The sequence below is a fragment of the Pseudomonas fluorescens genome, from assembly GCF_001902145.1.
Classification (GTDB): Bacteria; Pseudomonadota; Gammaproteobacteria; order Pseudomonadales; family Pseudomonadaceae; genus Aquipseudomonas; species Aquipseudomonas fluorescens_BV.
Map to the genome: position 1 here is coordinate 264,637 of NZ_MRST01000024.1, position 13,309 is coordinate 277,945.

A 13,309-nucleotide genomic window follows, 5' to 3' on the forward strand; every position below is an offset into this window, starting at 1 on the left:
TCATGATTGGGAGCGTCACAACAATGACTATGAATAAGACCTTGCTGGCTACTTTGTTCGCAGCTGGCGTGCTGGCAAGTGCTGGCGCCCAGGCGGCCGGCTGGTGTGAATCCGGCAAGCCGGTGAAATTCGCCGGCCTGAATTGGGAAAGCGGCATGTTGCTCACCGACATCCTGCAAACCGTGCTGGAAAAAGGCTACGACTGCAAAACCGACAGCTTGCCGGGCAATTCCATCACCATGGAAAACGCCCTGGGCAGCAACGACATCCAAGTGTTCGCCGAGGAGTGGGTAGGCCGCAGCGAGGTCTGGAACAAAGCCGAGAAGGCCGGCAAAGTCGTCGGCGTCGGGGCTCCGGTGGTCGGCGCGGTCGAAGGCTGGTACGTGCCGCGCTATGTGATCGAAGGCGACGCCAAGCGCAAACTCGAACCCAAGGCCCCGGACCTGAAAAACATCGCCGACCTGGCCAAGTACGCCTCGGTGTTCAAGGACCAGGAAGAACCGTCCAAGGGCCGCTTCTACAACTGCCCGGCCGGCTGGACCTGCGAGCTGGACAACAGCGAAATGCTCAAGAGCTACGGCCTGGAAACCACCTACACCAACTTCCGCCCAGGCACCGGCCCAGCGCTGGATGCTGCGGTGCTGTCGAGCTACAAGCGCGGCGAGCCGATCCTGTTCTACTACTGGTCACCGACGCCGCTGATGGGCCAGGTCGACCTGGTCAAGCTGGAAGAAAAGCCCGGCGTGGATAAAACCGTGAGCATCAAGGTCGGCCTCTCCAAGACTTTCCACGAGCAAGCGCCGGAACTGGTGGCCGTGCTGGAAAAGGTCAACCTGCCCATCGACCTGCTGAACCAGAACCTGGGCCGCATGGCCAAGGAGCGGATCGAGTCGCCGAAACTGGCGAAAATATTCCTCAAGGAACATCCTGAAGTCTGGCACGCCTGGGTGAGCGAAGACGCAGCCAAGAAAATCGACGCGGCCTTGTAGGCCAAGTGTGCACGGCTACCCTCAGGGGTGGCCGGGCGGCTGGCCACAACCCACTGGATCGAGAGCACGATATGTTTCCTGAGAGTTTTACGTTTTCCATCGCCGACTGGGTCAACGGTTGGGTGGACGCACTGGTCACCAACTACGGCGATGTGTTCCGGCACATCTCCGATACGCTGCTGTGGGCCATCGTCAACCTGGAAGGCCTGCTGCGCATGGCGCCCTGGTGGCTGATGCTGGCCATTGTCGGGGGCATCGCCTGGCACGCCACGCGCAAGCTGGTGACCACCGCAGTGATTGTTGGTTTGCTGTTCCTGGTGGGCGCCGTCGGCCTGTGGGACAAACTGATGCAAACCCTGGCATTGATGATGGTTGCCACGGTGATCTCGGTGCTGATCGGCATCCCCTTGGGCATCCTGTCGGCCCGCAGTAATCGCCTGCGTTCGGTGCTGATGCCGCTGCTGGACATCATGCAAACCATGCCCAGCTTCGTGTACCTGATCCCGGTGCTGATGCTGTTCGGCCTGGGCAAGGTCCCGGCGATTTTCGCCACGGTGATCTACGCCGCGCCGCCGCTGATTCGCCTGACAGACCTGGGTATCCGCCAGGTCGATGGCGAAGTCATGGAAGCCATCAACGCCTTCGGCGCCAACCGCTGGCAGCAACTGTTCGGCGTGCAATTGCCGCTGGCGCTGCCGAGCATCATGGCCGGGATCAACCAGACCACGATGATGGCGCTGTCGATGGTGGTGATCGCCTCGATGATCGGTGCCCGTGGCTTGGGTGAAGACGTGCTCGTCGGCATCCAGACCCTCAACGTCGGCCGTGGCCTTGAAGCCGGGCTGGCGATCGTGATTCTCGCAGTGGTCATCGACCGCATTACCCAGGCCTATGGTCGTCCACGACATGAGGCGAGCAAATGACTACTGTCAGCAAAATCGAAGTCAAAAACGTCTTCAAGATTTTCGGCGCACGCGCCAAGGATGCGCTGGCCATGGTCGGCCAGGGCAAGACCAAGGACCAGGTACTGGCTGAGACCGGTTGCGTGGTCGGCGTCAATGACCTGTCCTTGAGTATCGGTACCGGTGAGATCTTCGTGATCATGGGCTTGTCGGGTTCGGGCAAATCCACCCTGGTGCGCCACTTCAATCGGCTTATCGACCCCACCAGCGGCGCGATCCTGGTGGACGGCGAAGACATCCTGCAACTGGACATGGACGCCCTGCGCCAATTCCGTCGGCACAAGATCAGCATGGTGTTCCAGAGCTTCGGCCTGCTGCCCCACAAGAGCGTGCTCGACAACGTTGCCTACGGCCTGAAAGTGCGTGGCGAGACCAAACAGGTGTGTGCTGAGCGTGCCCTGCACTGGATCGAAACCGTGGGCCTCAAGGGCTACGAAAACAAATATCCGCACCAGCTTTCCGGCGGCATGCGCCAGCGCGTGGGCCTGGCTCGCGCCTTGGCGGCCGACACGGACATCATCCTGATGGACGAAGCCTTCAGCGCCCTCGACCCGTTGATCCGCGCCGAGATGCAAGACCAGTTGCTCGAGCTGCAAAAGACCCTGCACAAGACCATCGTGTTCATCACCCACGACCTCGACGAGGCCGTGCGCATCGGCAACCGCATTGCGATCCTCAAGGACGGCAAGCTGATCCAGGTCGGCACCCCGCGAGAGATTCTGCATTCTCCGGCGGATGAGTATGTGGACCGCTTTGTTCAGCGGCGGGCGGCGGTGGTCTGATCCGGGCTGTGTGGCGCGGCTGCTGGCGCCATCGCAGGCAAGCCCGCTCCCACATTTGGAATGCTTTCCCCTGTGGGAGCGGGCTTGCTCGCGAAGAGGCCGATAAAGCTGCCTAAGAATTGAAGAAGGTATGAAGATGTCCCAGGCAACCAAAATCATCATCGCCGACACCCCAATGCGCTGGCAGGACGTCACCGCCGTCGCCCGCCACGGCGCCGTGCTCGAACTCTCGGGCCACGCCTGGGCGCGCATCGACAATGCCCAGGCCATCGTGCAGCGCATCGTCACCAGCGGCGAGCGCGCCTATGGCGTCAACACCGGCCTGGGCGCGCTGTGCAACGTCTCGCTCAAGACCGAGCAACTGAGCCAACTGTCGCGCAATACGCTGTTGAGCCACGCCTGCGGCGTCGGCCCGGTGCTAAGCGATGAACAAACCCGCGCGATCATCTGCGCGGCGATCATCAACTACAGCCATGGCAAGTCCGGCCTGCATCCACAAGTGGTTCACGCGCTGCTGGCACTGCTCAACCATGGCATCACCCCGCAGGTACCGTCCCAAGGCTCGGTGGGGTACCTGACCCACATGGCCCATATCGGCGTGGCCCTGCTGGGGGTTGGCAATGTGAGCTACCGGGGCCGTATCGTCCCGGCGCAACAAGCCCTCAGCGAAGAAGGCTTGCAGCCCGTGGTGCTCGGCGCCAAGGACGGCCTGTGCCTGGTCAATGGCACGCCGTGCATGACCGGCCTGAGCTGCCTGGCCCTGGCCGATGCGCATCACTTGCTGCAATGGGCCGACGTGATCGGTGCCATGAGTTTCGAAGCCCAGCGCGGCCAGATCGACGCCTTCGACGAAGCCATCATTGCCCTCAAGCCACACCCGGGCATGCAGCAAGTAGGTATCAACCTGCGCGCCCTGCTCGACGGCAGTGAGGTGATTGCCAGCAGCAAAGGCATTCGCACCCAGGACGCCTTGAGCATTCGCTCGATCCCGCAGATTCACGGCGCGGCCCGCGACCAGGTGGAACACGCCACGCGCCAGATCGAGACCGAACTCAACAGCGCCACCGACAACCCGCTGGTGCTGGGCACGCCGGATAACTACCGCGTGGTGTCCCAGGCCAACCCCCACGGGCAGTCCGTGGCGTTGGCGGCCGACATGCTCGCCATCGCCATGGCCGAGATCGGCTCGGTGGCCGAGCGCCGCCTGGACCGCCTGGTCAACCCGCATGTCAGCGGCCTGCCAGCCTTCCTGGTGAGCAACCCGGGCGTCAACTCCGGAATGATGATCGTGCAGTACGTCGCCGCGTCCTTGTGTGGGCAAAACCGCCAGTTGGCGCAACCTGCAGTGCTCGACAACTTCGTCACCTCGGGCCTGCAGGAAGACCACTTGAGCATGGGCACCAACGCCGCGCTCAAGCTGCACCAGGTGCTGGCCAACGTCACCCAGATTCTTGCTATCGAGTACCTGCTGGCGGCCCAGGCTTTCGAGTTTCTCAAGGACCAGCGTTTCGGCGCTGGTACCGACCGCGCCTGGCGTTTGCTGCGCGAAGTGGTCCCCGCGTATGAACAGGACCGCTGGCTGGCGCCGGATATTGCCGCCGCTGCCCAGTTGCTTAAAAACACTGCTTTACCGAATTTGCACTGAACACCTAAGAACAATTCACAAGGAGTATGAATGTGACTGCGCTAAACCTGATTCCAGGCCAACTGAGCCTCGCCCAACTGCGTGCCATCTACCAGCAGCCGGTAACCCTCAGCCTGGATGACAGCGCTTCGGCCCAGATCGAAGCCAGCGTTGCCTGCGTGGAGCAGATTCTCGCCGAGAACCGCACCGCCTACGGCATCAACACCGGTTTTGGCCTGTTGGCATCGACCCGCATCGCCAGCGAAGACCTGGAAAACCTGCAGCGCTCCCTGGTGCTGTCCCACGCCGCCGGCGTCGGTGAGCCGATCAGCGATGCACTGGTGCGACTGGTCATGGTGCTCAAGGTCAACAGCCTGAGCCGTGGCTTCTCCGGGATTCGTCGCCAGGTGATCGACGCGCTGATCGCGCTGATCAACGCCCAGGTGTACCCGCACATTCCGCTCAAGGGGTCGGTGGGTGCATCCGGTGACCTGGCGCCGTTGGCGCACATGTCCCTTGTCCTGCTTGGTGAAGGCAAGGCACGCCACAAGGGCGAATGGCTGGAAGCCACCGAAGCGCTGAAAATCGCCGGCCTCACGCCGCTGACTCTGGCCGCCAAAGAAGGCTTGGCCCTGCTCAATGGCACCCAGGTGTCCACGGCCTATGCCCTGCGTGGCCTGTTCGAAGGCGAAGACCTGTTCGCCGGCGCCCTCGCTTGCGGCGGCCTCACTGTGGAAGCGGTACTGGGTTCGCGCTCGCCGTTCGATGCGCGTATTCATGCGGCGCGTGGCCAGCGTGGCCAGATCGACTCGGCAGCGGCCTATCGTGACCTGCTCGGTGAGAGCAGCCAGGTGTCCCAATCGCACCAGAACTGCGACAAGGTGCAAGACCCGTATTCCCTGCGTTGCCAGCCGCAGGTTATGGGTGCGTGCCTGACTCAACTGCGCCAGGCCGCCGAGGTGTTGGTGGTAGAGGCCAACGCAGTGTCGGATAACCCGCTGGTCTTTGCCGCTGAAGGCGACGTGATTTCCGGTGGCAACTTCCACGCCGAACCGGTGGCCATGGCCGCCGACAACATGGCGCTGGCGATTGCCGAAATCGGCTCCCTGAGCGAGCGACGTATCTCGTTGATGATGGACAAGCACATGTCGCAACTGCCGCCGTTCTTGGTGGGCAATGGCGGGGTGAACTCCGGTTTCATGATCGCCCAGGTGACCGCCGCCGCGCTCGCCAGTGAGAACAAGGCGCTGGCCCATCCCCATAGCGTGGACAGCTTGCCGACCTCGGCCAACCAGGAAGACCACGTGTCCATGGCACCGGCTGCGGGCAAGCGTTTGTGGGAAATGGCCGAGAACACCCGGGGCATCCTCGCGGTGGAATGGCTCGCGGCGTGCCAGGGCCTGGACCTGCGCGACGGCCTGAAGACCTCGCCCAAGCTGGAAAAAGCCCGTGGCATCCTGCGTGACAAGGTGGCGTTCTATGACAAGGACCGCTTCTTCGCCCCGGACATCAACGCTGCCAGCGAACTGCTCGCCAGCCGCTGCCTGAATGAGCTGGTGCCGGCCAAGTTGCTGCCAAGCCTCTAACACGCCGCCGCCCCACTGTAGGAGCGAGCTTGCTCGCGAAAATCGCCAACGATTACGCGGTAAACCTGACACCCATCAGCGCTCTCAGGTTTTTCGCGAGCAAGCTCGCTCCTACAGGTGAGGGCGCGTTTTTCTCGGATAAGAATAATTAGGGAAGAGAAATGCATCAGCCAGAAAAAGGTTTGAAACGCGGGCTCAACGCCCGCCATATTCGCTTCATGGCCCTGGGTTCGGCGATCGGCACCGGGCTGTTCTATGGCTCTGCCTCCGCCATCCAGATGGCCGGCCCTGCCGTGCTCCTGGCCTACTTGATCGGCGGCGCCGCTGTGTTCATGGTGATGCGTGCCCTCGGTGAGATGGCCGTGCACAACCCGGTGTCCGGTTCCTTCGGCCACTACGCCAGCACCTACCTGGGCCCCATGGCCGGGTTTATCCTCGGTTGGACCTACGCCTTTGAAATGATCATCGTCTGCCTCGCCGACGTCACCGCGTTCGGCATCTACATGGGCTTCTGGTTTCCCGAAGTGGCCCGTTGGGTCTGGGTGCTGGGCATCGTATTCCTGATCGGCGGCCTGAACCTGTGCAACGTCAAGGTCTTTGGCGAGATGGAGTTCTGGCTGTCGCTGCTCAAGGTTGGCGCCATCGTGGCGATGATCCTCGGCGGTTTCGGCATCATGCTGTTTGGCATTCACTCGGCGGGCGAAACCCAGGCCAGCGGCCTGAGCAACCTGTGGGCCCACGGCGGCTTCATGCCCAACGGCATTGGTGGGCTGATCGCCTCGTTTGCGGTGGTGATGTTTGCCTTTGGTGGCATCGAAATCATCGGCATCACCGCCGGTGAAGCCAAGGACCCGCAGCGCGTGATCCCCAAGGCGATCAACGCGGTGCCGCTGCGTATCCTGTTGTTCTACGTGCTGACCCTGTTCGTGTTGATGGCCATCTACCCGTGGCCGCAGATCGGCAGCCAGGGCAGCCCGTTCGTGCAGATCTTCAGCAACCTGGGGATTGGCTCGGCGGCAACCATCCTCAACATTGTGGTGATCTCGGCGGCGGTGTCGGCGATCAACAGCGACATCTTTGGCGCCGGGCGCATGATGTACGGCCTGGCTCAACAAGGGCAGGCGCCCAAGGGCTTCGCGCAATTGTCCAAACAAGGCGTGCCATGGATGACCGTGGTGGTCATGGGCGCCGCCTTGCTCGGCGGTGTGGTGCTCAACTACCTGATCCCGGAAAACGTGTTCTTGCTGATCGCCTCGATTGCCACCTTCGCCACCGTGTGGGTATGGCTGATGATCCTGTTTACCCAGGTCGCCATGCGTCGCTCGATGACCAAGGCGCAGATCGCCGAACTGAAATTCCCGGTGCCGTTCTGGCCCTATGCGCCGGCAGCGGCCATTGTGTTCATGCTGTTTGTGTTTGGTGTACTCGGTTACTTCCCGGATACCCAGGCGGCGTTGATGGTGGGCGCGGTGTGGATCGTGCTGCTGATCATCGCCTACTGGCTGTGGGTCAAGCCTGCCGCCGGGCAAACGGCCAAGGTCGATTACGACCCGGTTTTGTCTCATCGATAACTTAGGGAGGTGTTGATGAAAACGCTTTGGCAACACTGCCACGTCGCAACCATGACCAACGGCAAATACTCGATCATCGAGGATGCCGCCATGGTGACTGCCGGCTCGCTCATCGAGTGGGTCGGCCCCCGCAGCCAGGCGCCAACCGCGGATTACGCCCAGGTGCATGACCTGCAAGGCGCGTGGGTCACCCCCGGGCTGATCGATTGCCACACCCATACGGTGTTCGGTGGCAATCGCAGCGGCGAATTCGAGCAGCGCCTTGAAGGTGTCAGCTACGCCGAGATCGCGGCCAAGGGCGGCGGCATTGCCAGCACTGTGCGCGCAACCCGTGCGGCGAGCGAAGATGAGCTGTTCTTGAGCGCCGAAAAGCGCCTGCGCAGTTTGCTGCGTGACGGCGTGACCACGGTGGAGATCAAGTCCGGCTACGGCCTGGACCTGGCCAACGAACGCAAGATGCTGCGCGTGGCTCGGCGCCTGGGTGAAGCGCTGCCGGTCAGCGTGCGCGCCACCTGCCTGGCCGCCCACGCGTTACCGCCGGAGTACAAGGACCGCGCCGACGATTACATCGAGCACATCTGCAGCCAGATGCTGCCGGCCCTGGCCGCCGAGGGGTTGGTGGATGCGGTCGATGCCTTCTGTGAATACCTGGCGTTTTCCCCCGAGCAGGTTGAGCGGGTATTCAAGGTCGCCCAGCAACTTGGCTTGCCGGTGAAACTGCACGCCGAGCAACTCTCGTCGTTGCATGGGTCAAGCCTGGCGGCGCGCTATCACGCGCTGTCGGCCGACCATCTGGAGTTCATGACCGAAGAAGACGCCATCGCCATGGCCGCTGCCGGCACCGTTGCCGTGTTGCTACCGGGGGCTTTTTACTTCCTGCGTGAAACCCAGTTGCCGCCCATGGACGCCCTGCGCAAGCACGGCGTGAAGATCGCCATCGCCAGCGACCTCAACCCCGGCACCTCGCCGGCGCTGTCGGTGCGTTTGATGCTGAACATGGCCTGCACCCTGTTTCGCATGACCCCGGAAGAAGCCCTGGCCGGCGCCACGCAACACGCGGCCACCGCGTTGGGCTTGGGCGAGACCCATGGTTCCCTGGAAGTGGGCAAGGTCGCGGATTTTGTCGCCTGGCAGATCGACCGCCCCGCCGACCTGGCCTACTGGCTGGGTGGCGAACTGGATAAACGCGTCGTGCGCCACGGCGTCGACGTCACTGTTTGAGAGGATGCTGTTGTGGATAAGGTTCTGACGTTCAAACAAGGCCGCGTACCGCTGCTGATCAGCATGCCCCACGCCGGCCTGCGCCTCACGCCTGCGGTCGAGGCCGGGTTGATCCCCGAGGCGCAAAGCCTGCCGGATACCGACTGGCATATACCCCTGTTGTATGACTTTGCCGAAGCACTGGGCGCCAGCACCCTGGCGGCGGAGTACTCGCGGTTTGTCATTGATCTGAACCGCCCCTCCGACAACACGCCGCTGTATGCCGGCGCTACCACTGGCCTGTACCCAGAGACGCTGTTCGATGGCGTGCCGTTGTTCCTTGAAGGCCGGGCGCCGTCCGAAGAAGAGCGCGCCACTTACCTGCAGAAGGTCTGGGGCCCTTATCACCGCACGCTGCAAGAGGAGCTGGCGCGCCTCAAGGCCGAATTCGGCTATGCGTTGCTGTTCGATGCGCACTCGATCCGCTCGGTGATCGCGCACCTGTTCGACGGCAAATTGCCGGACTTCAACCTGGGCACCTTCAACGGCGCCGCCTGCGATCCAGAATTGGCCAGTCAGTTGGAAGCCATCTGCGCCCAGCATCCGCAATACACCCATGTGCTGAACGGGCGCTTCAAGGGCGGCCATATCACCCGTCACTATGGCAACCCGGCGCAGGATATCCACGCGGTGCAGCTGGAGTTGTGCCAGAGCACCTATATGGAGGAGTTCGAACCGTTCCGTTATCGCCCTGATTTGGCCGAGCCGACTCGGGTGGTGTTGAGGCAGTTGCTGGAAGGGCTGTTGACCTGGGGACAAAAGCGCTACGGCTGAAGTCGCTATCGCAGGCAAGCTGAACCCACCTTTGATGTGTGAATACATTCAGTGTGGGAGCTGGCTTGCCTGCGATGACGGCTCAACAGTCGCCACAGTGCAATTGCCGGTCGCCACAGGCCGAGTTCATCAGGGTTTTGCTGGGTAAGGTTGTGAATAGGGCGCATCAGACGCCATCCCCACAATAAAAACTGCCGAGTGAGACCAATTCCATGAAACGACTGTTGTTGACCCTCATGCTCAGTGGCTATGTGAGCAGCCATGCCATGGCCGCCGAACCGGCTTCCTGCAAAACCATCCGCATGGGTGTAGTCAGTTGGACCGACGTGGTCGCCACCTCCGGCATGGCGGACGTGCTGCTCAGTGGCCTGGGCTACGACAGCAAGCAGACCAGCGCCGTACAGCAGATCATCTTTGCCGGTATCCGCGACAAGCGCCTGGATATCTTCCTCGGCTACTGGAAACCGGCGATGGACAACAACATCGCCCCGTTCCTGACGGCCGGGCAGGTCAAGGTGTTCGACATGCCGAGCCTCGCTGACGCCCAGGCCACCCTGGCAGTGCCGCAATACGTGGCCGATGCCGGCTTGAAGACCTTTGCCGACATTGCCCGCTTCAAGGACAAACTCGGCGGCAAGATCTATGGCATCGAGCCGGGCAGTGGCGCCAATACCGATATTCAGAAAATGATCGACACCAACCGCTTTGGCCTGGGCGGCTTCAAGCTGGTCGCGTCCGGTGAAGCGGGGATGCTCGCCGCCGTGCAACGTGCGGTGAATCGAAAGGAGTTCGTGGTGTTCGTTGGCTGGACCCCGCACCCGATGAACCTCAACATGAAAATGGCCTACCTCACCGGCAGTGAAGACGTGTTCGGCCCCAACGAAGGTCGGGCCACGGTTTCTACGGTGACAGCGCCGGACTTTGCCGAGCGCTGCCCGAACGCCAACCGGCTGCTCACCAACCTGACCTTCACCGCCGCCCAGGAAAGTAAGTTGATGGTGCCGATCATGGCGCGCCAGTCGCCGCAGGAAGTGGCGAAAAAATGGCTGCGCGAGCATCCCGAGGATCTGCAGCGCTGGTTGGCCGGGGTGACAGCCTTTGATGGCAGCGACGGTGTCGCTGCCATACAGGCCAGCCTGAAACCTTGAAAACACCACCGGGCCAATGTGGGAGCAGGCAAGCCAGCTCCCACACTGATCTCCATCGTGAATAAGGTGTGCACATGTATCCTATTTCTTCGCAGATGCGCGCCTTTGTCGCCAAGACCGAAGCCTTTACCAGCGATGACTCATCGCTGGCTGGACTGCGCCAAGCCTATGACCGCATGTGCCAGGCCTTCACCCCGCCCGTACCCGCCGGGCTGCACGTCGCGGATTTTTCTGTCGGCGGCGTCAGCGTGCGCACCTATAGGCCCCAGGCGCCTGATCCATCAGAAGGCTGGCCCTGCCTCCTTTATATACACGGCGGCGGCTGGGTCGTCGGTGGGCTGGATTCCCACGATTTCATCTGCCTTGAACTGGCCGCTACCCTGCAAGTGCTGGTGATCGCCATCGACTACCGCTTGGCACCTGAGCATCCTTACCCCGCGGCCTACAACGATTGCCGGGCGGTATGGCGGGCGATCCAGGCAGGCGAGGGGCCGCATGCCATCAACCTCGAATGGCGGGTAGTGATGGGCGACAGCGCCGGCGGCAACCTGGCGGCAGCGTTGTGCCTGGGGCTGCGTGATGACCAGCAAGCAATGCCCCGCGCCCAGATACTGGTTTACCCAGGCTTGGGTGGCCCCGCCGACTTGCCCTCGCGGGCTGATTGCTGGGATGCACCGTTGCTCAGCCGTGCCGACACCCAGGACTACCTGGCGTTATACCTGGGTGACATACGCATACCTTCGCCCTACGCCATGCCCCTGCTGGCCGAGACGTTCAGCGGGTTACCCAAGGCGTTGATCGCCGTAGCCCAGTTCGACCCGCTGCGCGATGACGGCCGGCTTTACGCCGAACGCCTGCAAGCCGCTGGCGTGGAAACCGTGCTGTATCCCGGCAAGGGGTTGGTCCACGGTTGTTTGCGTGCACGCGGCCAGGTGCCAGAGGTGGATCGGCTGTATGACTATCTGTTGGGTTACCTGAGGCGCGAACTGCTGACACAGGTCTAAGTGCTCAAGGACATGCTCATTGCACAATTCGGGTTTATGATGCGGGACGGCAAAATAATAGACGTCCCCACTGGGATGAACCCGACACCCTACGGAGCGCGCAATGCAGACTTGGTACCCGCAGATCAAACCCTACGCCCGGCACGATCTGGCTGTCGATGACACCCACACCCTGTATGTCGATGAAAGTGGCTCCCCCGAAGGCTTGCCTGTCGTGTTTATCCATGGAGGCCCCGGCTCCGGTTGCGACGCCCAGAGCCGCTGCTATTTCGACCCGAACCTCTACCATATTGTGACCTTCGACCAGCGTGGCTGCGGCCGCTCCACGCCGAGGGCCAGCCTCGAGAACAACACGACCTGGGATCTGGTCGCTGACCTTGAACGCATCCGCGAGCACCTGGGCATCGACAAGTGGGTGCTGTTCGGCGGCTCGTGGGGCTCGACCCTGGCGCTGGCCTACGCGCAAACCCACCCCGAGCGTGTGCACGGCCTGATCGTGCGCGGCATCTTCCTCGCCCGCCCGCAGGATATTCGCTGGTTCTATCAGGAGGGCGCGAGCCGCCTGTTCCCGGATTACTGGCAGGACTATGTGGCACCGATCCCGGTGGAAGAGCGCCACGATATGATTGCCGCTTACCACAAGCGCCTGACCGGCAACGACCAGATCGCCCAGATGCATGCGGCCAAAGCCTGGTCGGGCTGGGAAGGCCGTATGTTGGGCCTGTGCCCGAGCCCGCAGCATGTGGAGCGGTTTTCCGAGCCGCAGCGCGCCTTGTCTATCGCACGTATCGAATGCCATTACTTCACCAACAACTCCTTCCTGGAACCCAACCAGCTGATTCGCGATATGCACAAGATCGCCCATCTGCCTGGCGTCATCATCCATGGCCGCTACGATATGATCTGCACGCTGGATAACGCTTGGGAGCTGCATCAGGCCTGGCCCAACAGCGAGTTGCAGGTCATCCGCGAAGCAGGGCACGCGGCGTCCGAGCCGGGCATCACCGATGCACTGGTGCGTGCAACCGGCGAAATGGCCCGGCGCCTGCTCGACCTGCCGCCTGAAGAAGCATGAAGGGCCTGTTGCAGCGGGTGCGTGGCGCCCGGGTTGAGGTCGCAGGGGAGGTGGTAGGCTCGATTGACCAGGGTTTGCTGGTGCTGGTCGCCGTCGAGCCTTCAGATACGCCCGAGAGCGCCGACAAACTGTTGCACAAGCTGCTTAACTATCGGGTGTTCAGTGACGAGGAGGGCAAGATGAACCTGTCCCTCAAGGACGTCGGCGGCGGTTTGCTGCTGGTGTCGCAGTTCACCCTGGCGGCGGATACCAAAAGCGGGCTGCGGCCCAGTTTCTCCACAGCGGCTCCACCGGCCCTGGGGGCGGCGCTTTTTGATCACTTGTTGTTACAAGCGCAACAATTGCATGGCAAGGTGGCGTCAGGGCGTTTTGGCGCGGATATGCAGGTGTACTTGGTCAATGATGGCCCTGTGACCTTCCTCTTACAGACATGAATGTATGAAAAGCGACGTTAATGCCTAAAAACGCAGGGTTTCGCTACAAATACTTCACTGTCCCTGATGCGTTGTCTCGCGGGCTACTAGATAATCGCGC

Annotated in this window: 12 protein-coding genes; all 12 read left to right on the plus strand. The window is 62.1% G+C overall.

What is annotated here, in order from left to right; all coding sequences use genetic code 11:
* Nucleotides 1-23 precede the first annotated feature (23 nt).
* The 12 genes from BUE92_RS15180 (at nucleotide 24) to dtd (ending at nucleotide 13,209) form a co-directional block, all read left to right on the plus strand.
* A complete protein-coding gene (locus BUE92_RS15180; RefSeq protein ID WP_073524654.1) occupies nucleotides 24-989 on the plus strand; it encodes an ABC transporter substrate-binding protein in 966 nt (321 codons plus the stop codon).
* A gap of 71 nt (nucleotides 990-1,060) precedes the next feature.
* Nucleotides 1,061-1,912, plus strand: a complete 852-nt coding sequence (locus BUE92_RS15185) for an ABC transporter permease (RefSeq protein WP_043047273.1) — start codon at nucleotides 1,061-1,063, stop codon at nucleotides 1,910-1,912.
* On the plus strand, nucleotides 1,909-2,733 hold the full coding sequence (locus tag BUE92_RS15190) for a quaternary amine ABC transporter ATP-binding protein (protein WP_073524655.1): 825 nt from the start codon (nucleotides 1,909-1,911) through the stop codon (nucleotides 2,731-2,733). Before BUE92_RS15185 ends, BUE92_RS15190 begins: the two co-directional genes overlap by 4 nt.
* A 136-nt stretch (nucleotides 2,734-2,869) precedes the next feature.
* Complete coding sequence (hutH, locus tag BUE92_RS15195; protein WP_073525029.1) at nucleotides 2,870-4,378, plus strand: histidine ammonia-lyase; 1,509 nt, start codon at nucleotides 2,870-2,872, stop codon at nucleotides 4,376-4,378.
* 26 nt (nucleotides 4,379-4,404) lie between these two features.
* Complete coding sequence (gene hutH / locus BUE92_RS15200) at nucleotides 4,405-5,943, plus strand: histidine ammonia-lyase (RefSeq protein WP_143169988.1); 1,539 nt, start codon at nucleotides 4,405-4,407, stop codon at nucleotides 5,941-5,943.
* 161 nt (nucleotides 5,944-6,104) lie between these two features.
* Complete coding sequence (locus BUE92_RS15205; RefSeq protein WP_034125549.1) at nucleotides 6,105-7,514, plus strand: amino acid permease; 1,410 nt, start codon at nucleotides 6,105-6,107, stop codon at nucleotides 7,512-7,514.
* Nucleotides 7,515-7,529: 15 nt separating this feature from the next.
* Nucleotides 7,530-8,735: an imidazolonepropionase gene (gene hutI, locus BUE92_RS15210; protein WP_073524656.1), complete on the plus strand. Its 1,206-nt coding sequence runs from the start codon at nucleotides 7,530-7,532 to the stop codon at nucleotides 8,733-8,735.
* A gap of 12 nt (nucleotides 8,736-8,747) precedes the next feature.
* Nucleotides 8,748-9,548, plus strand: a complete 801-nt coding sequence (gene hutG, locus BUE92_RS15215; RefSeq protein ID WP_073524658.1) for an N-formylglutamate deformylase — start codon at nucleotides 8,748-8,750, stop codon at nucleotides 9,546-9,548.
* A 212-nt stretch (nucleotides 9,549-9,760) separates the two neighbouring features.
* Nucleotides 9,761-10,696 carry a choline ABC transporter substrate-binding protein gene (locus BUE92_RS15220; RefSeq protein WP_073524660.1) on the plus strand — a complete coding sequence of 312 codons (936 nt, stop codon included), beginning with the start codon at nucleotides 9,761-9,763 and terminating at the stop codon, nucleotides 10,694-10,696.
* Between the two features lie 74 nt (nucleotides 10,697-10,770).
* On the plus strand, nucleotides 10,771-11,700 hold the full coding sequence (locus tag BUE92_RS15225) for an alpha/beta hydrolase (RefSeq protein ID WP_073524662.1): 930 nt from the start codon (nucleotides 10,771-10,773) through the stop codon (nucleotides 11,698-11,700).
* Nucleotides 11,701-11,803: 103 nt separating this feature from the next.
* Nucleotides 11,804-12,775: a prolyl aminopeptidase gene (gene pip, locus BUE92_RS15230; protein WP_034125552.1), complete on the plus strand. Its 972-nt coding sequence runs from the start codon at nucleotides 11,804-11,806 to the stop codon at nucleotides 12,773-12,775.
* Nucleotides 12,772-13,209 carry a D-aminoacyl-tRNA deacylase gene (gene dtd / locus BUE92_RS15235; RefSeq protein WP_073524663.1) on the plus strand — a complete coding sequence of 146 codons (438 nt, stop codon included), beginning with the start codon at nucleotides 12,772-12,774 and terminating at the stop codon, nucleotides 13,207-13,209. The genes pip and dtd overlap by 4 nt, the downstream gene beginning before the upstream one ends.
* Nucleotides 13,210-13,309: the final 100 nt, after the last annotated feature.